The sequence below is a fragment of the Acinetobacter sp. UBA3132 genome (assembly GCF_002364825.1).
Classification (GTDB): Bacteria; Pseudomonadota; Gammaproteobacteria; order Pseudomonadales; family Moraxellaceae; genus Acinetobacter; species Acinetobacter schindleri.
Window position 1 is genome coordinate 10,765 of sequence record NZ_DEZM01000129.1, and the last position, 26,122, is coordinate 36,886.

Here is a 26,122-nt window from a genome sequence, read left to right on the forward strand (position 1 = left end):
TAATCGCACTTGATAGAGTTTCTGGTTAGACGTCAGCTCATCAGAACCTAAGTTATTCACATAAGGTTGATAATCTTGAATTTGCTGCACAGCTGGTTTGACTGATTTTGGCAAATCCATATTCAAATGATCCAGTGCCTGCTTCGCTTGATTTGCTGATTTATAAGCACCATAGAGTAAAACATATTGCTCAGGCATATTTTCGCCTGACAGTCGTAAATATATGAATTTACTACGATCTATCTGTTTTCTTAAGAAGTTTTTAATAATGATTTCATCAGAGACCCGAAACAGTTCAATCGCATACTGATTTTTAAATTGAGTAACATATTTGGTACCACGAAACTCGGCTTCATGGTTTGCATTTACAATGGTGCGTGTAGTCATATCCAGCGGATGAACTTCCTCATTTAATGCACCAAGATGGGTCATTGAAGCGACTTTTTCTGGTTGAATTAGTAGTTCGACCTCTGTTTCAGGCTTTTTCTCCACAGGAGTGACCTGATCCTTATCTGTAATGGCCCAAAAAATGAGCGCAACAAAAAGACAGCCTACCGCAGTCACCAGCCAAAAATAATGCTGAATCTTTTGCCATGGCGTATGGAGTGCTGTCATTTTCTAAAATTACCTATGCCTGATTGGCCAAAATGGCCTGCTTCATTAATTCTACATCAAAGTCTCGGGTGATAATCGCTTGTCCTAATTGTTCCAGCAATACCAGACGTAACTGTCCATTTAAGACTTTTTTGTCATGTGCCATATATCCCAGAAAATCATCCAGAGGAATTTTAGGGCAAACAATCGGAAGTTTGGCACGAGAAATGATTTTTTTTGTACGCGCGAGATCTGCTTCGGAAATCCAGCCCATACGCTGTGATAAATCAGCGGCCATGACCATACCGGTTGCTACCGCTTCACCATGCAGCCATTCACCATAGCCCAGATAAGACTCGATGGCATGACCAAAGGTATGACCGAGGTTGAGTAAAGCACGCTCACCTTGCTCTTTTTCATCATTCGCCACGATACGGGCTTTATGCGCGCAGGAACGATAAACAGCTTCAGCCAGCAACTGCTCATCACGAGCAATCAGACCTTCCATATTGGCTTCCAGCCAAACCAGGAAGTCCTCATCACCGAGTAATGCATATTTAATGACTTCAGCAAGACCTGCTGATAATTCACGATCTGACAAGGTTGATAACTGGGACATATCCGCCAGCACGACTTGTGGCTGCTGGAAAGCACCAATCATGTTTTTACCAAGTGAATGGTTGATCCCGGTTTTACCACCAACACTGGAATCCACCTGGGAAAGCAAAGTTGTTGGCACTTGAATAAAGTACACACCACGCTGGAAACAGGCTGAAGCAAAACCAGCCATATCACCAATCACGCCACCACCCAACGCCAATACCGTACAATCCCGGTTAAACCCCGCTTCAAGCAATGCATCAAAAATCAGGTTTAAATGTTGAATATCCTTAAATTTCTCGCCATCAGGCAAAATACAGGTCGCTACCGTTTTGCCCAGTTTTTCCAAGGCTGTCTTATAATGTTCCAGATATAGTGGTGCCACCGTATCATTACTGACAATCATCACCTGTTTACCATGAATATAAGGTTCTAACAGCTGCTGAGGATTTAAATCGCTACCAATAAAAATTGGGTAACGACGTTCACCGAGTTCGACATGTAAGGTTTGCATGATGGGGTAACCACTTTTTTACTGAGCTTATTTTTTCGGAAGGATGAGATTCAGAATACGCTGTGCCAGATCGCGTGCAGCGCCCTGATTGGTCTCAATAATATGGTGTGCGACTTCCCGATACAGCGGATCCCGAATTGCCAGCAGATCTTTAAGTTTCTGTTCTGGATTCTCAACTTGTAATAAGGGACGGTTTTTGTCGCGATAGGTTCGCTGGAGCTGGATTTCTACAGGAGTGTAGAGATAAACAACGATGCCTCGCTGTTTCAGATATTCGCGGTTAGACGCCTGAGTCACCGCACCACCACCTGTGGCCAAAACCAACTGTGGTCGTGAAGTTAACTCATCGATGACAACCGTCTCACGACTGCGAAAGCCCTGCTCACCCTCTTTTTCAAAGATCCAGGGAATCGTTGCACCTGTTTTACGCTCAATTTCATGATCACTATCCAGAAATTCTCGTCCTAACAATTCTGCTAAATGCCGTCCTACTGTTGTCTTTCCCGCCCCCATCGGCCCTACCAAATAGATATTTGGCAGGGATTCAAACTCTTTGCTTGGCAAGGAGTCACCTATTCATTTTGTTAATTTCAAAATATATTAATGATTTCTTGAAACACTGTCATTAACAATTCGAGGTGTAACAAAAATCAGGAGCTCACGCTTATTATCAGACTTAGTATCCTTACGGAATAAACGGCCTAAATATGGGATATCTCCTAAGAAAGGCACTTTGGTCTGTTGATTAAGATTTTCTTGTTCAAAAATTCCACCAAGTACTACAGTTTCACCATTTTCAACCAAAACATTAGTATTCAATCGATTCTTATTTAGATAGTATTCACCCAATGGTGTAACCCCAGCAATACTATCACTCGATATATCTAATGCCATTTGTACTTTACCATCGGGTGTAATACTTGGCGTCACATCCAGTTTGAGTACTATATCCTTAAACTCCGTGGTTGCCGTTGCACTTGCTCCACTACCTTCTGTGGATTGATATGGAACTTCTACACCTGATTCCACCGTTGCTTTCTGTTTATCCGCTGTTAATACTTTTGGGGTTGAAATCACTTCACCATATCCATCTGCCTGCAGAGCGGAGAGCTCCAGATCTAACATAAAGTCAGATAGACTAATCAAACCAAAAGCTATACGTCCAGCAGGGTTGGCAACACCCAGGTCCACATTCAGATTATCTGGACGTTGAATATTGTATTTCCATCCACCAAGCTCATCATCAAGCTCTGGCGTTCTAAGATCCCAAAGAGTAGTGTCACTTCCTCCCACTAATAAGTTATTATTATTAGTGATACCCTGAGACAAAATTCCCCATTTGACACCCATTTCTTTGGTAAATTCAGTCGATGCACGCACAATACGTGCTTCGACCATGACCTGCTTTACTTGCACATCCAGCAGGTCAACCATATTACGGATTTTATCGATAAAAGGCTGTGTGTCGTTGACAATCAATGTATTGGTGCGAGCATCAATTGACACTGAACCTCGCTGACTTAATAAACTTTCTTTATCATCATTTGAGCTGTTTGTAGAATTATTTGATGAATTATTAGAATTTTGCGCTGATTTATTTTGTGTAATCAGTTTTTCAATATCCGCTGCTTTGGCATAACTGAGTTGCATATACTCTGTCTGAATAGGAGCAAGCTTTACACTTTGTGCAAGTGCTTTGGCTTCTTCTTCTTCAGCTTTAATGAGCTCAGATACAGGCGCTATCCAGATTACATTACCATTACGACGTTTGTCCAAGTTCTTGGTCTTTAAAACAATATCTAAAGCCTGATCCCAAGGCACTTCCTTAAGACGCAAAGTAATATTGCCTTGTACGCTGTCTGCTGCAACCATATTAATGTCAGTAAAATCTGCTAGCAGCTGTAATACTCGGCGTACTTCAATATCCTGAAAATCTAAAGAAATTTTCTTACCTGTATAATGTTGAACAGCTTTTGGACGTAATGGATTTTTCTCTTCTGGGCGTTTTAAACTAATTGTCAGTTTATTATCGGTTTGATAAGCCATGTATTCATAGCTGTCTGAAGTTTGAATGGTAATCACTCCAGAGCCATTCTGGTTGACCGCATCTACTGTCGAAACAGGTGTAGCAAAATCATTCACATTCAGACGACGGGTTAAATGTGCCGGGATCTTGGAGCCTAATGCCCGTACAATAACTTTAGTGCCTTGCTGTTGTACATCAACCGGTGTATTACCACTCGCCAGATCGATCACGACCTGACCTTCACCTTTCGCCCCGCGCTGGAACCCAATATTGGTAATGCCTTGAGTATTTTGTTGTACGACTGGCTGTACAGGGATAACTGGATTGGTTGAATTGATTTTTAGAATAAAGGTATTGCCTTCAACACGCGTGGTAAATGCACCCGCATCAGCCAGATTCACAGTTAAACGTGCACGCTGGGCATCTGAAGTCACATCTACAGAACTTGCTTCTTTCGTTGCAACAGCAATACTGCTTTGTTTTAAATTCTGCTGTGCTTTATCAAAATCCAGAATCAGACGTGATGGTGATTCTAATTGATAAGCTTGTGGTTGAGGCGGCAAGCCATTAAACATCACGCGAATTTCAGTACCTTGTCCTGGAATCTGCATTGGTACCACATTGGTCATCGAAACCTGTGCACTTGCCGCCTGCATAACAGCAATGGCAACTGCCCCCATTGAAAACTGACGAAACACATGATTCATTGTATTAGCATCCCCAAAAATAAATTCTTTAAAACTTTTATTCATTGTTATTCCCTTTAACTTATGGCGCAGGCCCAATCAGGACCATACTGCGAGGGCGTTCCACATAGCCATCGCGTCCATCTGGAATAATCTCGATCAGATCAATTTGTGTCGGTGTGATATGGATCACCCGACCATGATTAAGTCCCATATAACTGCCACGCTGTACACGTTCAATTTCCCCATCTGGCGTATTAATTAAAGCCATAATCTGTCCAGCCTGGTTTTTGAGACTTCCTTTCATGGTCAAAGTTTCAAGCGGATAACTTTCTAAAGGTTGCAATTGACGTGATAGGTTTGGATAAACCCGTTTCCCTGCCATAATCTTCAGTTCTGCTGCCAATGAACTTGGCAAGAAAGGACTTTTTAGCTGATGTGCTGCATAACTAAAAGTTTCAACCGGAGCAAAATCGGGTGCTGGCTCAATGGGCAATGCGGGTTGATTGCGGATATTGGCCATTTCCTGATTGACCACATCAATACGTGATTCACAACCTGCCAGGATTAATCCGGCAGTAAGTGCTGAAGCAATTTTGATCATCTTCATTACTGTGCCCCCTGACTATTCGCAGCTGTTGTATCTGCCGATGCTGAGTTCGCACTACCGACATAACGATAGGTTTTTGCCTTCAAGGTATAATCTACAACCGGGATATCTGTTTTCTTCTCTTTATTTTCAGTACCCGTAATCGTAAAATCGTGTAGCGTCACGATACGAGACAATCCTGCAATACCGCTGACAAATGAACCAAAGGCATGATAATCACCCGTTGCTTCAATAGAAATTGGCTGTTCAATAAAGAACTCTTGCTTTACTTCAGGTTCAAGACGGATATTCTTAAACTTCAGTCCGGCATTGACACCACTCAAATTAATATCTTCAACCAGGCCTGGGATTTCAGTTTCCTTTGGTAACTGTTCAAGCTGCTGGTTAAAGCTTGCTTCCATATCCTGAAGTTGCTGTTGGTATTGTTGCAAATTACGCAGTTTGGAATCTTTCTCACGAAATTCATTTAACAGATTCTGTTCTTGTGCATTGGCCTGAGTAATTGATTCAATCTTGCCTCGAATCAGACCGAAATAAGCCAGCATCAAAACCAGGAAAACAATAAATACCCAGCAGGTAATCTTTACAGCCAGTGGCCAGCTACCATAGTTATTTGGATCGAGGGTATTAAATTGCTGAAAAAACTTTTCTACCGTCATTTTATTTTTTGGTACAACAACAGCTTCCTGACCTAATTCATCAAATTGTTCGCTCATGATGTCGCCCCTCCTGCTGCTGCAGCTGCTTGCGGCTGTTGTTCTGAAAGCACCGGTTGAGCAATCTGGTCCAGATCCACTGTCACTGTAAATGTGCCATAAGATTCTTCAACACGTGGAATAACAGAGCTTGGCGCCTTGTCCTTGTTCTCTTCCGCCACTAGGAATGCATTCATGAAAGCATTACGGTACCAGGTAGAAGCTTCGAGATTACGCAATAATTCTGCAACCGTATTTGGACTTGCTGCTTTACCTTCAATGGTGAACTTATCACCGACACGGTCAAACTTGGTGATATACATATCACTTGGGGTTACACGTACAATCTCGTCAATAAGATGTACGGCAATTGGACGCTGGGTTTGTAAACCTTGAATCAGTTTCATGCGTTCCACAATCGCATTACGCTGTTCCTGTAAACCTTCCAGAGATTTTAGCTGTACATCCAGATTCTGATTGGTACTGATGATGAGTTGGTTGGCTTGTTCTTGATCCTGTAATTTTTGATCATAGTAGAACCAGCTTCCTCCAGCTGCTGTTACCCCTAGCAACAAGGCCCCGACGCAATATGCGACAAATTCGTTATTTCTTTTTATCCTGAGTTCATCACGCCAAGGAAGTAAGTTAATTTTTGCCATTAATCAAAACTCCTCAATGCCAAACCACATGCAACCATGAGTGAGGACGCGTCATTTTCAATTTTTTTAATATCAATTTGAGGAGAAAAGCCCATTTGTAAAAATGGATTCGCGATCGTGACACGGTAACCAAGCTTTTGCTGTAATAATTTTGCCAGACCCGGAATATTGGCATTCCCTCCTGCCAACAGGATATGGTCAATTTCATTAAACTGAGAAGATGAGAAGAAAAACTGCAATGAACGAGCTGCCTGTTGCACCACAGCATCCAAGAATGGCTCCAAGACTTCAATATCATAGTCATCTGGCAATGCACGTGTTTTCTTGGCGCGTCCCGCTTCTTCAAAAGACAGACCATAACGATTCTGGATTTCCTGAGTCAGCTGCTTGCCCCCAAACACCTGCTCACGGGTATAAATAATCTTGTTGTTCCGCATGACTGATAGAGTTGTCATGCTATGACCAATATCCAGAATACCGACAGTATTTACGCCCATTGGTAAAGTATCGGCAAACACCCTGAAAGCATTTTCCAATGCAAAGCTTTCTACATCTGCAATCTTGGGTGTGATCCCCGCGATTTGCAGTACTTCAGACCGGGCTTCGACATTTTCAATACGGGTTGCGACCAACAGAACATTGACACGATTTGGATTAGACAATCGATCAGGCAAGACTTCAAAGTCAATGCTGGCTTCATCGAGTGGGAATGGAATGTATTGTTCGGCATCTTCACGAATTTGAACTTCGCGTTCATCACTTGTCATATCTGCATCCATTTCGATCGTTTTGGTGATCGCCATAGACGTAGGAATCGCAAATGCAGCCTGGTTAGATTGGGTATTGGCCAAGTTAATAGCACGAGCCAAAGCATCACCGACGGCTTCTGGATTTAAGATGTTTTTTTCAACAACACTACCTTCTGGTAATGGGACCAAAGCATAGCTTTCTACCCAGTACCGTCCGCTTTTCATAGAGAGTTCCAAAACTTTAACAGAAGTCGAGCTGATGTCGACGCCTATTAACCCCTTGTTTGGCTTACGATATAACCTGCGCACAATATCATTCCTATTATTTTTTTATCCCCAAAAATAAAGTAGCCTACTAGGTATAATCGGTCTAATAATTTTATCTAGATACAATAAGTCATCTAACATTATGTATATCTAAAGGATATACTGACCGCTCACTTAGTTTGCCATTAGCTCTTATTAAAACTTACTTGTTATGAAAAAGCTATCCAGTTCAGGCCTTGTTCATCCATTTTTTTTGATCATTATCATAATTATGATCTCAATTCCGATGGGCTTTTATGGCATGTACCTTTATATTGCTCCATCTTTGCCTGAAATGTCTATCCTTAAAAAGGCACCTTTACTTAAGCCTTTACAAGTATTTAGTTCCGATCAAGAGTTGATTGCAGAATATGGCGGCAAACTTTCTGTGCCTGTAGAATATGATCAGATTCCACCAGAATTTATTCATGCTTTCCTCGCTGCAGAAGATTCCAGCTTTTTCGAACATAGTGGCATCAGTTTTAAAGGCTTGGGCCGGGCATTAAGTGAAAGCGTCACGGGTTCCGATGTACAGACCGGTGGTTCGACCATCACTATGCAGGTGGCAAAAAACTATTATCTCAGTCCAGAACGAACACTGAAGCGCAAACTGACTGAAATTTTCCTGGCACGTAAAATCGAGCAAAACCTGACTAAAGAAGAAATTTTAACCCTCTATGTGAATAAGATTTTCTTGGGTAAAAATGCTTATGGCATCGCAGCAGCGGCTAAAATCTATTACAACAAAAGCCTGGAAGAACTTTCTCTTGCCCAGATGACAATGATTGCCGGTTTGCCGAAAGCCCCTTCCAAGTACAATCCGGTCGCCAATCCTAAACGTGCACTTGAACGTCGCAACTGGATTCTGGGACGTATGCTGCAGCTTGGTTATCTGAATCAGACACAGTATCAGCAAGCGATTGCGGAACCAATCAATCTGGATATGCCGGATCGTAGCACTCGCAATAAGTTTCCCTATGTCGGAGAGATGGTTCGTTCTGAACTGATCCAGAATTTTGGTGCACAGGCCATCGATTCTGGCTATAAAGTCTATACCACGATTAATAGTCAACGTCAGGCGTATGCTGAGCAATCGGTACAAGAAGGCCTTGAAGCCTATGACCGGCGTCATGGCTGGCGCGGTGCTGAAGCAAATGATCAACCCTTAAAAAAATTCCAGCCTTTTGCCAATACCTACCCTGCTCAAGTCACTAAAATCAATCCAAATAGTTTTGAAGCCTTAATGCAGGATGGAACCACCGTCACCGTTCCCTGGTCAGGAATGTCATGGGCGCGCCGTTACCGAAACGCCAATAGTGTTGGCGCTGCACCCAAGCGTGCGGCGGATATTGTTAAACTGAAAGATATTGTCCGTTTACGTCCTAATGCACAAAAAACTTCCTGGGCACTGGTACAGATTCCTAAAGTTCAAGGTCAGCTGATTGCCATCAATCCAAATAATGGTGCCATTGAAGCAGTAGTGGGTGGCTATAATTTTTATCAATCGACTTTTAACCGTGCCATTCAAGGCTGGCGTCAGCCAGGTTCGACCATCAAGCCTTTTGTTTATGCACTGGCATTGGAACGCGGCATGAGTCCGCATACCATGGTCAATGATGCGCCGATTACGATTGGTAAATGGACTCCCCGAAACTCAGATGGTCGTTATCTGGGCATGATTCCTTTACGTCGTGCCTTATACCTTTCACGTAATACCGTTTCTGTGCGCCTGCTACAAACGGTGGGGATTGAGCGCACCCGACAATTATTGATGGATTTTGGTCTGGAAGACAAACAGATTCCACGCAACTACACCATTGCCCTTGGTACGCCGCAAGTACTACCTATTCAGATGGCAACCGGTTATGCCACCTTCGCCAATGGCGGTTACCGTATCCAGCCGCATTTCATCAGCCGTATTGAAGATGCTTATGGTAAGACGATTTTTGAAGCAAAACCTGAATATGCCTGCATTTCCTGTATTAATCAGGAAGAACAAACGATTGCATCTGCTGACGTGGTGACGCCAGATGATGAAGTGATCGAAATGAATAACCGCTCACTGGAAACCAAAGCAGTAGCACCGAAAGTTTCGGCTGAACATAGCAATTACCGTCAGGCACAGCGTATTCTTAAATCCAGCTCTGCCTACGAAATGGCTAATATTTTACGTGATGTAATCCAGCACGGTACTGGCCGTGCAGCTTTACGCATTGGGCGTAGTGACCTGGGAGGTAAGACAGGTACCACTAACGATGCCAAGGATGCCTGGTTTGCCGGCTTTAATAGTAAGCTGGTAACAGTAGCCTGGGTCGGCTTTGACCAGCCAACAACTTTAGGTCGCCGTGAGTATGGCGGTGTAGCTGCCCTGCCAATCTGGACCGACTTTATGGCCAATGCGCTAAAAGGTACACCAGAATCTTGGGTGCGTCTGGATCGTAAAGCCAAAGCCCCAGTTAATCGTACTAAAGTCATCAATCAGGATTTAGAAGAAGTACAGGAAGACCACTCTTCTCCACCAATGGCCACTCCACTGTATCGTCCAGCCCCAGTCGTTATACCTAGACGTGAGCAAAATGATTTTGAAGATCTACCGGGTGAAGAATTGACTGTACCTGGTGAAACACCAGCAACGCAGGAACAACCATTACAGCCAAAGAAAACGGATTCTCTTGATAGTCTGATTGAACAGGTTCAGTAACTTCCCCGATTAAGCAGTCAAATAAAAAGCCCTCAATTGAGGGCTTTTTATTGTTTAGATAATAATCAGTATTATTTCTTTTGAAAAAGATAAATCTGGTATTGTGCCATTAATTCAAATTGTTCTTGCTGTTCAAGTGCCAGACGGCGTTCCGGCTTAACCTTATAGGCATATGGCGTCATCGCAATCAGGTTTTTCAAGTCTGCTTGTGGCAAACTCATAGGCGCTTCAACAATCTGTTCACTCACCAAATCAAATGCATCTTGCAACTGCCCGACAAACTTTTGTGGCTCGTGTGGTTTCACTTCTTCAAATAGTGCTTCTCGCATGGCATACAAATGCTGTGGTGCAGGAGTCACAACCATTAAATAAGATTTCGGCTTGAGTACACGCAGAATTTCCTGTTTCGGAATCGGGCTAAACAGGCTGGCACATAGATCTATTGATTCATCTAATACAGGCAAAGTTGCGCCTGTACCTACTACCCAAGTAATCTCTTTATTCAGCTTCGCTGCTACCTGAATCGCATTTTTGGCAATATCCACGCCTATACACTGCAGTACTTCCTGTTGCATGGCATCAGTGTAATACCCTTCTCCACAGCCAATATCCAGCAGATTTTCAATACGCAGTTCACGAATCTTTTGTACCACTGCTTGTTGCAACGGAGCATAGTGACCTGCACTTAAAAATGCACGGCGTGCCTGTACTGATTCAGGTGTATCACCCGGATTTTTACTGTGTTTATGCTGAACCACATGCAGATTCACATAGCCTTGCTTTGCTACATCATAGCTATGCTGATTGTCACAGCGCCAGGTCCCTTCATTTAGACGTAACTGCTCACGACATACTGGACACATGAGTAGGTTCATTTTATAGTTTCTCCAAAACAAAAAAGCCGGCATGCGCCGACTTTTTCAAATGCATTTCTTAGCGTAATTTTAAGGTCATTAGACCTAAAACTACCAGCATAATCGTAATAATCCAGAAACGGATCACCACTTGAGTTTCACGCCAGCCTTTCTTTTCATAATGATGATGCAAGGGTGCCATCAGGAATACGCGTTTATTGCGCATTCTTAATGAACCAATTTGCAGGAAAACCGAAATCGCCTCTACCAGAAACACACCGGCCATAATCGCAAATACGATTTCCTGACGTACCATCACCGCAATCGTCCCCAGCATCGCACCCAGCGACAAGGCACCAACATCACCCATAAACACTTGTGCAGGATGGGCGTTGTACCACAGGAATGCCAGACCCGCACCAATCATCGCGGCACAGATCACCACCAGCTCAGATGAATATTTTACATATGGAATATGCAGGTAGTTCGCAAAACGTACATCACCGGCAAGATAAGCAAAAACACCTAGACCAGCAGCCACCAGTACGATCGGCATAATCGCCAGACCATCCAGACCATCCGTCAGGTTAACAGCATTCGATGCGCCATTAATCACGAAATAGGTAAAGATAATAAAACCAATACCGAGTGGAATCATTGAGAGTGGAATCGTGTGATCCTTAAAGAATGGAATCAGCACATCCAGCATGTTGGCTGTCACGACCGGATTCGGTTGTTGCTGTGCAATCACATAAAGCGCAATACCGGCACCAATTGAACCTACAGAGGTCCAGAAAAACTTCTTGCGTGCAGGCAAACCGGCATTATCCTTATAACGGATCTTGATCCAGTCATCTGCCCAACCAACGGCACCAAAAATCACCATCACTGCAAGTACAATCCACACGTATGGATTCGATAAATCTGCCCAGAGTAAGGTCGAAATACCAATTGAGAGTAGAATCAGCACACCACCCATGGTGGGTGTACCCATTTTTTTGGCATGGTTTTCCGGTGCAAATGAACTGACTGCCTGACCATATTTCAATGCCTGTAACTTGCGAATCATCACAGGACCCAGCACCAAACCAATGGTCAATGCCGTCAAGACACTGAGCAAAGCACGTAATGTTAAATAACGAACCACCTGAAACGTGCTGTCATAGCCCGCTAGTTGTTCAAATAGCCATAACAGCATTTAGAGTTTCTCCATCAATGCAGCCATCAATGTTTCCATATGGGTAAAACGCGACCCCTTAAACAGGAATGACATCGGCTGAGGTTGATGTGTTTCAATCAAACGAATTAAAAACGGTAATGCCTGCTCCTGATTCAGGAAAGCCTGCATTTTCTTACCATATTGTGTACTACGCGCACCTTCTTGTGCGGCAGGTGCAAATTCACCGACTGCCACCACAAAGTTCAGGTCTTTTACCGAAACCAGATCGCGACCCAGCTTATAATGCTCAATTGCAGCTGATGCACCTAACTCACCAATATCACCCATCACCATGACACGGATACCTTCCTGCTGTGCTAAAACGTCAGCGGCAGCACGCATCGAGTTTGGGTTGGCATTATAGGTATCATCAATAAACACAAATTCTTTGTGCTTGATGAAGTTCAGACGACCTTTGGCACCTACTGCCTCTTCCAGGCCAGCCACAATATCATCCAGGCTGATACCAAGGGCTAAAGACAAGGCCGCAGCAGCAGTTGCATTCTGCACATTATGCTCACCAGCAAATGGCAGGTTCACTTTCTTATTGCCTTGAGATGTATTCAAGATAAAGCTTGCAGACTGCGGATGTAATTCCACTTCAGTTGCGCAGACCTCTCCACCCTGACCAAAACTTAAGGTCTTTTCGGTTTTTACAGCAGCTCGAATCTGCTCGGCATAATCATCCGCTGCAGGGATAATAGAGGTTTCAGAAATATGCGAATAAATTTCTGACTTGGCACGGCAAATCCCATCACGACCACCGAACTCACCCAGATGTGCAGTCCCGATGTTAATAATACCGGCCACGTGCGGCTGTACCAGACCAGCAGTATAGTCAATTTCACCCTGATGGCTGGCCCCCAGTTCCATCACTGCATATTGATGCTCTGGGCGCAGCTCCAGCAACATCACAGGCACACCGAGATCATTATTCAGGTTACCGCGCGTCACCAAAGTTGGTGCCAGACGAGACAAGATACTACCCAGCATTTCCTTGGTAGTGGTTTTACCGCTACTGCCAGTTAGGGCAATGACTTTGAGTTGTGGATTTTGCTGACGGCGGAAAGCCCCTAGACGACCCAGCGCCTGACGGGTATCGTCCACAACCAATTGGCAAATTTCAGCATCAACCGGATGATCGACAATGGCAATCTGGCAACCGTTTGCCGCAACTTGCGCTACGAAATCGTGTGCATCAAAGCGTTCACCTTTCAAAGCCAGAAAAGCATCACCGGCTTCTGCATCACGAGAATCCATCAGGATACGTTTAATTTCGCCTTCAGGCTGCTTGTCATTCAGCCAGTAACCCTGAGTCGCCTGTTGTAATTGTGCTGCAGTCCAAGGTACCAAAGGCACAGTACTGGTAGTTGAAGTATGCATAAATTCGTCCTATTACTGCGCTGGATATGCTGAATCAGAGTTACAGTGCTGCGCATCAATGGCCGCCTGTACTTCGACAACATCATCAAACCAATGGCGAACGCCATCGATTTCCTGATAATTTTCATGCCCTTTGCCTGCAATGACTACAATATCACCCGCTTGCGCATGTTTCACTACAAACTTGATCGCTTCACGGCGGTCATGAATTTCCTGATAAGTTTTACCAACGAAATCGATCCCTTGCTTCATATCCGCAAAAATCTGTTCCGGGTTTTCAGTACGCGGATTGTCAGAGGTTAAAATCGCAATATCCGAACCATTGAGAGCCGCTTGTGTCATCAATGGACGTTTACCACGATCACGGTCACCACCACAGCCAAATACCGCCCAGAGCTTGTTATTGACATGGCGTTTTAAAGTCACCAATACCTGCGTCAAAGCATCTGGCGTATGGGCATAATCCACTACAAACAAGCGCTCACCATCACGCAGTACCTGCATACGACCCGGTGCGCCTTTTAGATTAGGCACAGTCTCAATCAAATTTGCTAAATCAAAACCAGCCTGTTCTGCAACAACCAGACTCGCCACCAGGTTTTCAATATTGAAATGACCCAAGAGTGGACTGTGTACGGTGAATGTACCCTGCGCAGTGATCAGTTTAAATTCTGCACCAGAAATCCTATATTGAATATCCTGTACCTGATAATCAGCTACTTGTGACAAAGAATAAGTTAGAATTTTCGGTTGGTTTGGATTGGCTCTTGCAGCATTCAGCATCACCTCTGCATGTGCGTCATCAATATTGATGACTGCCACTTTCAGAGATTCAAAGCTAAATAAACGCGATTTTGCTTCTGCATAAGCTTCCAGCGTACCGTGATAATCCAGATGATCTCGACTTAAATTGCTATAAGCCGCAATTTCAATCGCACAACCATTCAGACGGCCCTGCTCCAGACCATGCGAGCTCGCTTCAATTGAAGCAAACTCCGCACCTGCCTGTGCATAGGCATGCAAGGCATTTTGCAATTGCAGGGCATCAAGTGTGGTATGAGAAGAGGCTTCCAGATTCGGCAAAATACCATTCCCTGTAGTCCCCATAACTGCACAGGCTTTAGTTTGCAGCATCAGCAACTCAGCAACCAGACGGGAAATCGTGGTTTTACCATTGGTACCGGTCACGGCCAGAATACGGGCAGCATTGACTGGCTGAATCGCTTGCAGATAGCGCTTCTGCCATTCGCCCATCAGGTGACGGACATTGGGTACTACTAAAGCTGGAGCAATGCCCAGATCTTGTTCTGAAATCACGGCCAGTGCACCCAATGACAGGGCTTTTTTGGCATATTCTGCAGTTTTTTCAGGTTGAGACAAGCTAGTCAGGGCAATAAAAATTTGCCCCAGTTTAACTTTGCGGCTGTCCAGCTCAAAGCCCTGAAAGGATTGTCGCATCCATTCAGCACTATCTTGAACGGCGTAGAGATCTTGAAATGTTATCGACATTGATCACCTGTTTACTGGACTTGGGGAGATTCTAAAGGTTTGTCCAATGGGACATTCAGCAAGCGTAAAGACTCTTGCATTACACGCGCAAAGACCGGCGCAGATACCGTACCACCATAGTAGGTGCCTTGTGGGTTTTCTACCACCACCACCATAGCGATCCGTGGGTCACTGACTGGTGCCACGCCGGCAAATAAAGCACGGTATTCATTGGTCGAATAACCTTTACGGTCAGCACGCAATTTATGCGCAGTCCCTGTTTTACCTGCAACCCGATAACCTGGCACTGTCGCACGAGTAGCGGTACCCCCTGGCAAGGTTGCAGTTTCCATCATCAGCAGAACCTGGTCTGCAATTTTCGGATCAATCATCTGCTCGCCTTTCGGCTGTTCTTCTAACTTGTACAGGCTTAGCGGGACTTTTACGCCCTTGTTAGCCAGCATGGCATAGGCATCAGCCAGTTGTAGCACCGTCGCATTCAGACCATAACCATAAGACATAGTCGCCACTTCAGACACGTTCCATTTACTAGGTGGCAGAATCAGACCGGCACTTTCACCCGGGAATTTCACGGCAGAACGCTGACCAAAACCAAGGCGTTTATAGAAAGTCGGCAAGGTTTCATAAGGCAGTGATAACGCCAGTTTGGCGACACCAACGTTAGAGGATTTCTGGATAATACCACCCAAGGTTAATTGCCCATAATTGTGGGTATCCCGGATTGTGTGATTCCCGACCCGCATACTCCCCGGGGTCGTATTCACCACTGAATTGGCTGTGTATTTACCACTTTCCAGCGCCATCGCTACAGTCAGCGGCTTCATGGTTGAACCCGGCTCGAAAGAGTCGACCGCACCGCGGTTACGCATCGCATCTTTGTTCAATAATCCGTTTTTATCATTCGGGTTATAAGCTGGCCATGAAGTCATCGCCAGAATTTCACCAGTCTTCACATCCACCGCGATTGCGGTTGCAGAACGGGCATTATTTGCAACACCTGCTGCAGTCAATTCGCGATACATAATGTACTGCAAGCGTGAATCGATGCTAAGCGTGATGTTTTCTCCTGCTTCAACTTCTTTAATAATTTCAGGGTCTTTAACGCGGTTGCCCTTCTTATCACGTACTATCTGCTGCTCGCCGTCTACACCTGACAGACGGGTATTCAGCTGCATTTCCAGGCCTTCGATGCCCACACTCTCACTGTTGGTCAAGCCAATAATCTGGGAGTTCGGTTGTGGCTGCGGATAGTAACGCTTATAGTTTTTCTCGGTGTATACACCCTGGAAATTACGCTTCATAATCAGCTCAGCCTGTTGAGGCGGAACTTCTTTTTTCAGAATCAGATAACGGGAACGTGGACGCGCTTCCATCTTCTGGCGCAGGTCGGCACGATCCATACCCACCGCATCAGCCAGTTCATCCAGGTTCAGGTTTTTATCTGGTAACTGACGTTTCAGCTTGCGGTTATTCGGATCCTTTTCCAAAGCCTGAATCGTTTCATCATAGAGTTTTTTATTATCAAAATAATCACGTGGATCAATCACTATCCGCATAATTGGAGTACTGATCGCCAGTGGCACGCCATTACGGTCATAAATTACACCACGCATGGCTTTAATTTTGTCGGTTCTTAAAATCTTGGCATTGGCCTTGTTCTGCAGGAATTCTTTATTAATCACCTGTACATAGAAAGCGCGCCCGATCAAAGCCAGAAAGCACAGCAGTACCACGGCCCACATAATATAAAAACGGCTAATATCAACGCTTAAAGCATTTTTTGTCGTCACGGACTGTTTTTTACGTGCCACTTGCTTGGTTTTCTTGTCTACCATGTCTGAGCGCTAGCCTTATTTTTTTACATCTGAAGTTTGTGGCAATGAAATCACCACGGTCTGTGAAACAGGAGGAGAATACATTCTGAGCTGGGTCACGGCACGTGTTCCAATCTGGGCGGTTGCACCAAAGGTCTGCTGCTCGATCAGCAAACGTCCCCACTCTGCATTGAGATCATCACGCTCACGCAGATAGCTGCTCAGTTTTCTATAATCCTGACGATATTCAAAGACTTGAAATACCACAAATACAGCACTGATGAAAACCATCATCAACAGAATGCCGTAAGTAATGGCTTTCTTCATCCCTGACTGATTCAACTTCCTTTCGACCACTTCAGTTTTCATTATTTGCCTATTAAGCTAAACGTTCTGCAACTCGGAGCCATGCACTACGTGAACGAGGATTGGCTTTCACTTCCTCATCACTTGCCTTGATACGGGATACTTTTTTCAGTCGACGTGTATCCTTGCGTTGTTGCGGCATCCCCCAGCCCGAGTCTTCCTCTAAGGTAGATTCTTTTTGAATAAATTGTTTAATTAAACGGTCTTCCAATGAATGGAAGCTAATAACCGCCAAACGGCCATGAGGTTTAAGTACTTCAACGGCTTGTGGCAGGAAAACTTCAATATCTTCTAATTCTTTATTAATAGCAATACGAATCGCCTGGAAAGTTCGAGTTGCCGCATGTTTATTTTTTTCCCATTTCGGGTGTGCCACTTTGACAATTTCTGCCAGCTTGGCTGTCGTATCAATATATCCGGCAGCCTTGATTGCTTTGGCAATCCGCCGGCTATATCGCTCTTCGCCATACTGGAAAATGATATTGGCCAAAGCGTCTTCTTCAATATTCACCAGCCACTCAGCTGCGGTCGGACCTTGTGAATTGTCCATACGCATATCCAGCGGACCATCTTTCATAAAGCTAAAGCCACGTTCAGCCTGATCCAGCTGTGGAGATGACACGCCTAAATCCGCCATCACCCCATCCACGCTTTCTATACCATGCTCAGCAAGTGCTTCTTTAAGGTCAGCAAAGCTGGCATGAATAATTTTAAACCGGGGATCTTCCTGTTCCAGGACCGCAGCTGTTTCAAGTGCCTGAGGGTCTTTATCAAAGGCATAAACACGGGCATTTTCATCTAATTTAGACAATAAGAGACGCGTATGGCCACCACGGCCGAAAGTTCCATCCACATAAATTCCCGTATTTCGATCAGCCACCAGGGCATCAACGGTTTCGTGAAGCAATACAGAAATATGGGACATAAAAACTCAATCAATAGGGCGAAAAATTTAACTGCACATTATCACTCTGTTTAGCTAAAGCTCCAAACGACTTTTTGTAGATAAATATTATTTTCCATAGAGAAAACCGTTTTTATTTTTACTCAAACGATAAAAAAGCTTCCTTGGAGGAAGCTTCTTTATTTATAAAATTAAATTTTAAATCAACAGATTAACGTTTTGAGTTATAAATCTGATCAAAGAGCGCCCCATTCACGAAATGAGTTTTCTGTGCATTGGCCCAGCCACCGAATACTTCATCAATGGTAAAAGTTTTAATTTTCGGGAACTGCTTCGAGTATTTCGCTAGAACTTCCTGATTACGTGGGCGGTAATAATGTTTCGCTGCCATTTCCTGACCGAGTGGAGAATATAAATAATTGATATAGCCTGTTGCCAACCATTTATTGCCATTTTTCTCAACAGTACGATCCACAATTGCCACAGAAGGTTCAGTCAGAATCGTCAGAGATGGGTAGATAATGTCAAACTTGTCTTTACCCAATGTCTTTTGCGTTACTAAAGCTTCATTTTCCCAGGTCAGCAATACATCACCAATATTACGCTCTGCAAAGGTAGTCATCGATGCACGTGCAGCTGAGTCCATGACTTTTACGTTTTTATAAAGCTTGCCCACAAACTCTTGAGCTTTGGCCTTGCTGCCACCCGGTTGTTTTTCTGCATAACCCCAAGCTGACAAATACACCCAACGTGGCAGACCACCAGTTTTCGGGTTTGGTGTAATAATTTCCACGCCCGGTTTAGTCAGATCTTTCCAGTCTTTAATTCCTTTAGGGTTACCCTTACGCACCATAAATACAATAGTCGAGGTATACGGTGCAGAGTTATATGGGAATTCCTTTTGCCAACCCGCTTTGATCTGACCGGATTTTACAATTTCTTCGATGTCATTGGCTAAAGCCAGCGTCACAACATCGCCTTTCAGACCATCAACAACCGAACGTGCCTGTTTACCAGAACCACCATGCGACTGTTTAAAGTTCACATTAATACCAGTACGGCTTTTCCAGTAAGCACCAAAAGATTTATTGAATTCGTCATAGAACTCGCGGGTTGCATCATAGGAAACATTTAAAAAATCACGGTCAGCTGCTTGCGTAGCCGTTGCGGTAAAGGTCAAACCTGTTGCCAATAAGGCAGCGCTAAATATTGATTTTAACTGAGTTTTCATGAGAGCACAGGGAGGATTATCTTGTATTCATATAACTATATGAAAAAAAGTTATTTTTCGCAATTCAGCAAACAAAGTGTATACAGGGTAATATTCTGTTATTTTTTGTTTTAATATCATGTTTTATATAATAAAAATTTTAACAATATAGAGCTATGCAGGTTTTATAGCATTTTATTCTTTAAATATGAAAAAAACGGATAAGCAATTTATCCGTTTTGCCGTCTTATCAAGTATTTAGAAAAACATGGCAAATTAGCGGTTTTCAGCAGAAATCTGGTCATAGATTGCACCATTTAAGAAATGAGTTCTCTGTGCCTTAGCCCAACCACCAAACACTTTATTAATTGTAAAGGTTTGAATTTTTGGAAATTGTTTTGCATACTTTGCAGCCGCTTTTTGGTCACGCGGACGGAAATAATATTTCGCTGCCAGTTCCTGTCCCTTCGGTGAATACAAGTAGTTCAAATAACCTTTAGCCAGATTCGCACTACCATTTTTCGCGACACTTTTGTCGACAATCGCCACCGATGGTTCAGCCAAGATCGAGATAGACGGATAAACAATTTCGTATTTGTCTTTACCTAAACCTTGAGTCACCAGCAAGGCTTCATTTTCCCAAGACAACAACACGTCACCGATGCCACGCTCAGCAAAAGTGGTTAAAGATCCACGCGCACCTGAATCCAGCACTTTGACATTGCTATATAATTTTTTCACCAGTTCTTTGGCCTGAACATCATTACCACCCGGCTGTTTCAGCGCATACCCCCAGGCAGACAGATAAATCCAGCTTGGTGCGCCACCGGTTTTCGGATTTGGGGTAATAATTTCGACCCCTGGCTTGGTTAGGTCATTCCAGTCTCTAATCTGTTTTGGATTACCCTTACGCACCAAGAAGACAATAGTCGAAGTATAAGGTGCTGAGTTATTCGGAAACTCTTTTTGCCAGCCTTTATTAATCAGACCAGCAGTGACGATTTCTTCAATGTCATTGGCCAGTACCAATGTTACGACATCTGCCTGTAAACCATCCACTACGGAACGGGCCTGTTTACCTGAACCCCCATGTGACTGCTTAAAGTTAACCGTTTGTCCGGTTTTTTGTTTCCAGAATTTGCCGAATTCTTCATTATATTCCTGATAGAACTCACGGGTTGGATCGTAGGAAACATTCAGGAAATCTTTGGCTATTGCCAGCTGTGCACTTACCCCCGAAAACACTGCGAAAAATGCAGATACAATTATTTTTTTCATTACAATAGCTCTTTTGTTTATCTAAAAAACACTATATAAACTTGAAATATATTTAACAATCATATGCTTATAATAATAATTTTAAAGATTTTCTTATTTTTAGATATCTTATAAATGACAATTCTCTGCATTTTTTATACTTATCGCCTATCAATTGATTACTTTAGGATATGATCTTCATAGTCTCTTCATAGTCCTGTGCTAAAAATAGCACCGTTATGAGGTGATCTCTGATTTTTCTCAATTTTCCATTGTCATATTTATTTTTTTTGTAAATTTTGTGACTTGGTTCTACTTTTTAGGGGTTAAATGTGATTGAATTGTATTCAACACAACAAAAACCCTAAGACTATAAATCCAGCACCACAACAAGAGAGGGAGTTTGGACATGAAATTTGCAACGTTCAAGACCGGCATCCTGAGCCTATCCATTTTATTTACCGCACAATTCAGCAACGCTGTTGTTGCGCACCCTGAGCTAGTTAATAATCCGGCTGCACTAACAGCTGCTGCCTCTAAACCAGCAGTAACAGTGACTAAGTCATCTCCTATTGTAAAGGCAATTCAGCAGCAAAAAACTGAAAAATCTCTGCATCCTGAAGAAAACCTGAAAGTTTTGACTGCAATTAAAGTACGTCCATCACAAAACTTTTTTGCCGATCAAAACCAGAGTTTTACTCGTTTTCTGCAAAATTTTTTCTTTAGCAGCAATTCCTGATTATCAGCTGACAGCTCGCAACATTTAAAACTGCTTCTGATCTAAAGCCATATCATTCAATGTTGAATTAAGCATTAAGTGATGTGGCTTTTTCGTTATAATAGCCAGAAATTTATATTTAGATTCCATCCGACTATGACTGTTCGTACTCGTATTGCCCCTTCTCCTACAGGTTTTCCTCATGTAGGAACTGCCTATATTGCCTTGTTTAACCTGTGCTTTGCCAAGCAGCACGGTGGTGAATTTATTCTTCGTATTGAAGATACTGATCAGCTGCGCTCTACCCCTGAATCAGAGAAAATGATTCTGGATTCTTTGCGCTGGTTAGGCCTGAACTGGTCTGAAGGTCCGGATATTGGTGGTCCACATGCGCCATACCGTCAGTCAGAACGTATGAGCATCTATAAAAAATATGCTGAAGAGCTGGTAGATAAAGGTCATGCCTTCTACTGTTTTGCGACTGCGCAAGAGTTAGATGAAATGCGTGCTGAACAGCAGGCACGTGGTGAATCACCACGTTACGATGGCCGTGGTTTGAAACTCTCTAAAGAAGAAGTCGCACGTCGTCTGGCAGCTGGCGAACCGCATGTGATTCGTATGAAAGTGCCAACTGAAGGTGTATGTACCTTCAATGATATGTTGCGTGGTGAAGTAGAAATTCCATGGGCGCAAGTCGACATGCAAATTCTATTAAAAACAGACGGTCTGCCAACTTATCATTTGGCAAACGTGGTCGATGATCACCTGATGCAAATCACCCATGTGATTCGCGGTGAAGAATGGATTCCTTCTGCACCGAAACACCAATTGCTTTACAAATACTTTGGTTGGGATATGCCAGTGCTGTGCCACATGCCACTACTGCGTAACCCGGACAAATCAAAACTGTCTAAACGTAAAAACCCGACGTCTATTAACTACTATAAAGACATCGGTGTATTGCCAGAAGCCCTGTTGAATTACTTGGGTCGTATGGGCTGGTCAATGCCAGATGAGCGTGAAAAATTTACGCTGGCTGAGATGATTGAACACTTTGACATTAATCGTGTTTCTCTTGGCGGCCCGATCTTTGATATTGAAAAATTAAATTGGCTGAATGGTCAATGGATTAAAGCGCTTTCTCCTGCCGAGCTTCTGGATACTTTGCTGGCCTGGAAAGCAGATCGTGCCAAATTAGAAGAAATTGCTGCTGCGATTCAACCACGTATCAACCTGTTGTCAGAAGCGGTGAACTGGTCAGCGCATTATTTCAACCATTTCCCGACACTAAATAAAGAACAGTTTGAAAGCAAAAAACTGACTGAAGAACAGGTACGTCAAAGTTTGCAGTTTGCAATTTGGCGTCTGGAAAGCCTGTTTACTTGGAATAATGATACGGTCAGCCAAACCTTGATGGATCTTGCGAACCAGATGGGCATCAAGTTGCGTGACTTTATGCCAGCTTTCTTTATTGCCATTGCCGGTTCAACTGCATCTACGCCCGTGATGCAAACCATGGTGACGATTGGACCGGACCTGACCTTTTCCCGTCTGCGTCATGCCCTGGAAATTGTCGGTGGTCCAAGCAAAAAAGAGCTGAAAGTCTGGGAAAAACTTAATGAAAGCTTAAAATTGCCGAAAAATGATGCAGTTGATGAAGCTTAATTAAATTTTTAGTTGACGTGTGAACGTTATATCCATAATATAGCGCTCACACAGACTGGGGTCATAGCTCAGTTGGTAGAGCGCTACAATGGCATTGTAGAGGTCAGGAGTTCGATCCTCCTTGACTCCACCAAAAGTCTTGCTTTACTAGTGTATTTGCCTCATTTGTCCCTATCGTCTAGAGGCCTAGGACATCGCCCTTTCACGGCGGTAACCGGGGTTCGAATCCCCGTAGGGACGCCATATTCAAGATCACCCTAATACATTAGGGTGATCTTAATAAAAAACCCAAGCATTGCGACTTGGGTTTTTTATTGTCTGAAATTTATTATGATAACTTTGAGCCACTTTTGGCTTTCTGTATGATTAAGATTAAAATAGACAAAATTGAAAAATTCTGGAGTTGCAATGCAATACCGTTGTCCAAAATGTCAAAGTCCTAAAATTATGCCGCTTGCACAACCAGGTCAGCCAGCAGCACGTCCAGTCGTGCCGAAAAGCTTGGTACTTCTTGTACCTGCCCTATTTGTCTTACTTCTGCTGGTGATCATCAGTATTGGTATGTGGATTTTTGGTGACGGCGCAGGCACTACCCTACAGACTGCAACAGTAATTGTATTCGTGATCTGTCTGATTGCAGGCTTTATGTTCTATAAAGACTTGCCTGACTTTAAAATTTCTATGCAGGCATTCATGCAAAGCCAGAAAAAATGGAAATGCCGTGAATGTAATCATGAATGGGAAATCTGATTTTTCTCTTTCGTATTTAAGGCTGCTTCGGCAGTCTTTTTTATGCCTTTCATTAGATTAGTTTTATCGGATTATCTAAAAATTTAAAAACATCATCAGACAAACTGGTGTAATTTATTCTTATAAAAAAGGATTCCAATTTATTGCAGGGATGCAACATAAAGGAAGAATAAAAATGCTTAAAAAAATTATAAATTTTCTATTTTCTTGTAATGATCCACCTATTCCATTCATTGAGGAGCAGCCCAGTGAAGCAGATACTTATTATTTGCAGGCTTTGCAATATGAGTCACTGTGCATGACCCTGCAACAACTACAGGCTATACCAGAGATTAGCCAACGCCTAACCCCAAAACACATCTATCAACGCAATGCTGTCTGGAACTACCTGAGTGCAGGGTTAAGAGGACATATGGAAGCACAATATCGACTTGGCGTGTATTATTTGCATGGGAAACTAGGTTTAGATCAAAATGATGAACAGGCCAGATTATGGTTAGATAAAGCCAGACAGCAAAATCATAGTAAGGCTGCACAACTTTTATCAGAAATAGAAAGCTGAATAACTTAAGAATATAGAATAAAAAACCAGCCCTAGGGCTGGTTTTTTTGCGCTTTAGTTAAGCACCAATTTTGCGGTATTTCTGACGTTTCGCAACCAGGTCATCACCATCGCGTTTACGACGGTATTCTTCGAATTCTGCATAGTTACCGGTGAAGAATTCAGGTGTTTCACCTTCGAATGACAAGATGTGCGTTGCAATACGGTCAAGGAACCAACGGTCATGCGAGATCACCATCACTGTACCCGGGAAGACAAGAATCGCGTCTTCCAGTGCACGTAAGGTTTCGATATCCAAGTCGTTTGACGGTTCATCGAGTAAGATTACGTTAGCGCCCATTTGCAGGATTTTTGCAAGCTGTAAACGGTTACGCTCACCACCGGACAACTGACCGACACGTTTTTGCTGATCTTGGCCTTTAAAGTTAAAACGGCCGATGTACGCACGTGATGCAATTTCGTATTCACCAATACGCAAGATATCTAAACCGCCAGAAACTTCTTCCCAAACAGTTTTGTTGTTATCTAAGGTGTCACGAATCTGCCCTACATAAGCAACTTTAACTGAATCACCTAAAGTTACTGTACCCGTATCAGGTTGTAATTCGCCTGTCATCATACGGAAGAGTGTGGTTTTACCCGCACCGTTTTCACCGACAATACCCACAATCGCAGCAGGCGGTACAACAAACGATAAATCTTTATAGAGCGTACGATCACCAAACGATTTGCTGATACCTTCAACTTCTACAACCTTGTTACCTAGACGTGGACCAGGTGGAATGTAGATTTCAGACGTTTCATTACGTTGCTGGAATTCACGTGAGTTAAGCTCTTCAAAGCGCTCCATACGTGCTTTGTTTTTCTTTTGCTGACCTTTCGCATTAGAACGAACCCATTCAAGTTCTTTCTTAAGTGCTTTAGCAAAAGATTCTTCTTGCTTCTGTTCCTGCTCTAAACGGGCATTTTTCTGCTCTAACCAAGAAGAGTAGTTGCCTTGGTATGGAATGCCCATGCCACGGTCAAGTTCAAGAATCCACTCTGCTACGTTATCCAAGAAGTAACGGTCATGCGTAATCGCAACGATGGTACCTGGGAAATCTTTCAAGAAACGCTCTAACCAGGATACAGATGATGCATCCAAATGGTTCGTCGGTTCGTCTAAAAGTAACATGTCTGGTTTAGACAGAAGCAGACGGCAAAGTGCAACACGACGGCGCTCACCACCAGACAATTTAGTTACATCAGCATCCCAAGCTGGCAGGTTTAATGCAGCTGCCGCCTGTTCAAGCTGGTTGTTCAGGTTATGCGCATCCCAAGTCTGAATAATCGCTTCTAGCTTTTCTTGCTCTTTTGCAAGTGCATCGAAATCTGCATCTTCTGCTGCATATTCAGCGAAAACTTCATCCAAACGTGCCAAAGCATCAAGTGCTTCACGTACGCCATCTTCAACATTACCACGAACGTCTTTGGTTTCATCCAAAGGTGGTTCTTGCTCCAGATAACCGATTTTGATACCCGGTTGCGCACGAGCTTCACCAGAGAAATCTTTATCTACGCCCGCCATAATACGAAGCAAAGTAGATTTACCCGCACCGTTCAGACCAAGCACACCAATTTTTGCGCCTGGGAAAAATGATAAGGAGATATCTTTGAGGATTTCGCGCTTCGGCGGAACCATCTTGGATACTCGGTTCATCGTATAAATATATTGGGCCACGTAGGACTCCTCAATTGAAAAACCAGATGGGAAAAAATGAATTTCCCCTGC

Annotated in this window: 23 protein-coding genes and 2 tRNA genes; 7 read left to right on the forward strand and 18 right to left on the reverse strand. The window is 43.5% G+C overall.

Features of this window, described 5'->3' with window-relative positions; all coding sequences use genetic code 11:
* From B4033_RS06555 to B4033_RS06590, 8 genes are all read right to left on the reverse strand, one after another.
* On the reverse strand, nucleotides 1–615 hold a 615-nt coding region (locus tag B4033_RS06555; RefSeq protein ID WP_286832774.1), incomplete at its 3' end, for a hypothetical protein.
* A 13-nt stretch (nucleotides 616–628) separates the two neighbouring features.
* Nucleotides 629–1,708 carry a 3-dehydroquinate synthase gene (gene aroB / locus B4033_RS06560; protein ID WP_286832775.1) on the reverse strand — a complete coding sequence of 360 codons (1,080 nt, stop codon included), beginning with the start codon at nucleotides 1,706–1,708 and terminating at the stop codon, nucleotides 629–631.
* A gap of 27 nt (nucleotides 1,709–1,735) precedes the next feature.
* Nucleotides 1,736–2,272 carry a shikimate kinase AroK gene (gene aroK, locus B4033_RS06565; protein WP_312323390.1) on the reverse strand — a complete coding sequence of 179 codons (537 nt, stop codon included), beginning with the start codon at nucleotides 2,270–2,272 and terminating at the stop codon, nucleotides 1,736–1,738.
* 36 nt (nucleotides 2,273–2,308) lie between these two features.
* Nucleotides 2,309–4,441, reverse strand: a complete 2,133-nt coding sequence (gene pilQ / locus B4033_RS06570) for a type IV pilus secretin PilQ family protein (protein WP_286832777.1) — start codon at nucleotides 4,439–4,441, stop codon at nucleotides 2,309–2,311.
* A 61-nt stretch (nucleotides 4,442–4,502) separates the two neighbouring features.
* Nucleotides 4,503–5,030, reverse strand: a complete 528-nt coding sequence (locus tag B4033_RS06575; RefSeq protein ID WP_004810006.1) for a pilus assembly protein PilP — start codon at nucleotides 5,028–5,030, stop codon at nucleotides 4,503–4,505.
* The gene (locus B4033_RS06580; RefSeq protein WP_026056744.1) at nucleotides 5,030–5,749 is read right to left on the reverse strand and encodes a type 4a pilus biogenesis protein PilO; all 720 of its coding nucleotides are present in this window, start codon (nucleotides 5,747–5,749) and stop codon (nucleotides 5,030–5,032) included. Before B4033_RS06580 ends, B4033_RS06575 begins: the two co-directional genes overlap by 1 nt.
* Nucleotides 5,743–6,384 (reverse strand): PilN domain-containing protein, encoded by a 642-nt coding sequence (locus B4033_RS06585; protein WP_004810012.1) that lies wholly within the window; start codon nucleotides 6,382–6,384, stop codon nucleotides 5,743–5,745. Before B4033_RS06585 ends, B4033_RS06580 begins: the two co-directional genes overlap by 7 nt.
* The gene (locus B4033_RS06590; protein ID WP_004810013.1) at nucleotides 6,384–7,442 is read right to left on the reverse strand and encodes a pilus assembly protein PilM; all 1,059 of its coding nucleotides are present in this window, start codon (nucleotides 7,440–7,442) and stop codon (nucleotides 6,384–6,386) included. The genes B4033_RS06585 and B4033_RS06590 overlap by 1 nt, the downstream gene beginning before the upstream one ends.
* A 169-nt stretch (nucleotides 7,443–7,611) precedes the next feature.
* On the opposite strand from B4033_RS06590, the gene ponA reads away from it, so the two are divergent.
* The gene (ponA, locus tag B4033_RS06595; RefSeq protein WP_286832778.1) at nucleotides 7,612–10,140 is read left to right on the forward strand and encodes a penicillin-binding protein PBP1a; all 2,529 of its coding nucleotides are present in this window, start codon (nucleotides 7,612–7,614) and stop codon (nucleotides 10,138–10,140) included.
* Nucleotides 10,141–10,211: 71 nt separating this feature from the next.
* On the opposite strand, the gene B4033_RS06600 is transcribed toward ponA, so the two are convergent.
* The 9 genes from B4033_RS06600 to B4033_RS06640 all read right to left on the reverse strand — a co-directional run bounded on the left by B4033_RS06600 (nucleotide 10,212) and on the right by B4033_RS06640 (nucleotide 20,677).
* The gene (locus B4033_RS06600) at nucleotides 10,212–11,015 is read right to left on the reverse strand and encodes a putative RNA methyltransferase (protein ID WP_286832780.1); all 804 of its coding nucleotides are present in this window, start codon (nucleotides 11,013–11,015) and stop codon (nucleotides 10,212–10,214) included.
* Nucleotides 11,016–11,073: 58 nt separating this feature from the next.
* Complete coding sequence (mraY, locus tag B4033_RS06605; RefSeq protein ID WP_048881757.1) at nucleotides 11,074–12,192, reverse strand: phospho-N-acetylmuramoyl-pentapeptide-transferase; 1,119 nt, start codon at nucleotides 12,190–12,192, stop codon at nucleotides 11,074–11,076.
* Nucleotides 12,193–13,596, reverse strand: coding sequence for a UDP-N-acetylmuramoyl-tripeptide--D-alanyl-D-alanine ligase (locus tag B4033_RS06610; protein ID WP_286832782.1), 1,404 nt, complete (start codon nucleotides 13,594–13,596; stop codon nucleotides 12,193–12,195).
* Nucleotides 13,597–13,608: 12 nt separating this feature from the next.
* The gene (locus tag B4033_RS06615) at nucleotides 13,609–15,105 is read right to left on the reverse strand and encodes a UDP-N-acetylmuramoyl-L-alanyl-D-glutamate--2,6-diaminopimelate ligase (RefSeq protein ID WP_286832783.1); all 1,497 of its coding nucleotides are present in this window, start codon (nucleotides 15,103–15,105) and stop codon (nucleotides 13,609–13,611) included.
* A gap of 11 nt (nucleotides 15,106–15,116) precedes the next feature.
* The gene (gene ftsI / locus B4033_RS06620) at nucleotides 15,117–16,940 is read right to left on the reverse strand and encodes a penicillin-binding protein PBP3 (protein ID WP_103800498.1); all 1,824 of its coding nucleotides are present in this window, start codon (nucleotides 16,938–16,940) and stop codon (nucleotides 15,117–15,119) included.
* Nucleotides 16,941–16,955: 15 nt separating this feature from the next.
* A complete protein-coding gene (ftsL, locus tag B4033_RS06625) occupies nucleotides 16,956–17,288 on the reverse strand; it encodes a cell division protein FtsL (RefSeq protein WP_004810026.1) in 333 nt (110 codons plus the stop codon).
* A 10-nt stretch (nucleotides 17,289–17,298) separates the two neighbouring features.
* The gene (gene rsmH / locus B4033_RS06630) at nucleotides 17,299–18,210 is read right to left on the reverse strand and encodes a 16S rRNA (cytosine(1402)-N(4))-methyltransferase RsmH (RefSeq protein ID WP_286832784.1); all 912 of its coding nucleotides are present in this window, start codon (nucleotides 18,208–18,210) and stop codon (nucleotides 17,299–17,301) included.
* 190 nt (nucleotides 18,211–18,400) lie between these two features.
* Nucleotides 18,401–19,420, reverse strand: a complete 1,020-nt coding sequence (locus B4033_RS06635) for a sulfate ABC transporter substrate-binding protein (protein ID WP_005223477.1) — start codon at nucleotides 19,418–19,420, stop codon at nucleotides 18,401–18,403.
* Between the two features lie 255 nt (nucleotides 19,421–19,675).
* Nucleotides 19,676–20,677, reverse strand: coding sequence for a sulfate ABC transporter substrate-binding protein (locus B4033_RS06640; protein WP_286832786.1), 1,002 nt, complete (start codon nucleotides 20,675–20,677; stop codon nucleotides 19,676–19,678).
* A 388-nt stretch (nucleotides 20,678–21,065) separates the two neighbouring features.
* Here B4033_RS06640 and B4033_RS06645 point away from each other — a divergent pair, with 388 nt between their 5' ends.
* The 6 genes from B4033_RS06645 (at nucleotide 21,066) to B4033_RS06670 (ending at nucleotide 24,351) form a co-directional block, all read left to right on the forward strand.
* Complete coding sequence (locus B4033_RS06645) at nucleotides 21,066–21,395, forward strand: hypothetical protein (protein ID WP_004810034.1); 330 nt, start codon at nucleotides 21,066–21,068, stop codon at nucleotides 21,393–21,395.
* A gap of 135 nt (nucleotides 21,396–21,530) precedes the next feature.
* On the forward strand, nucleotides 21,531–23,039 hold the full coding sequence (gene gltX / locus B4033_RS06650) for a glutamate--tRNA ligase (RefSeq protein WP_286832788.1): 1,509 nt from the start codon (nucleotides 21,531–21,533) through the stop codon (nucleotides 23,037–23,039).
* 57 nt (nucleotides 23,040–23,096) lie between these two features.
* A tRNA-Ala gene (locus B4033_RS06655) sits at nucleotides 23,097–23,172 on the forward strand.
* 34 nt (nucleotides 23,173–23,206) lie between these two features.
* Nucleotides 23,207–23,282: transfer RNA gene (locus tag B4033_RS06660), tRNA-Glu, on the forward strand.
* 165 nt (nucleotides 23,283–23,447) lie between these two features.
* Complete coding sequence (locus B4033_RS06665) at nucleotides 23,448–23,789, forward strand: hypothetical protein (RefSeq protein WP_004810038.1); 342 nt, start codon at nucleotides 23,448–23,450, stop codon at nucleotides 23,787–23,789.
* A 175-nt stretch (nucleotides 23,790–23,964) separates the two neighbouring features.
* Nucleotides 23,965–24,351 (forward strand): SEL1-like repeat protein, encoded by a 387-nt coding sequence (locus B4033_RS06670; RefSeq protein WP_004810040.1) that lies wholly within the window; start codon nucleotides 23,965–23,967, stop codon nucleotides 24,349–24,351.
* A 58-nt stretch (nucleotides 24,352–24,409) separates the two neighbouring features.
* On the opposite strand, the gene ettA is transcribed toward B4033_RS06670, so the two are convergent.
* Nucleotides 24,410–26,071 (reverse strand): energy-dependent translational throttle protein EttA, encoded by a 1,662-nt coding sequence (gene ettA / locus B4033_RS06675; RefSeq protein ID WP_004810042.1) that lies wholly within the window; start codon nucleotides 26,069–26,071, stop codon nucleotides 24,410–24,412.
* Nucleotides 26,072–26,122: the final 51 nt, after the last annotated feature.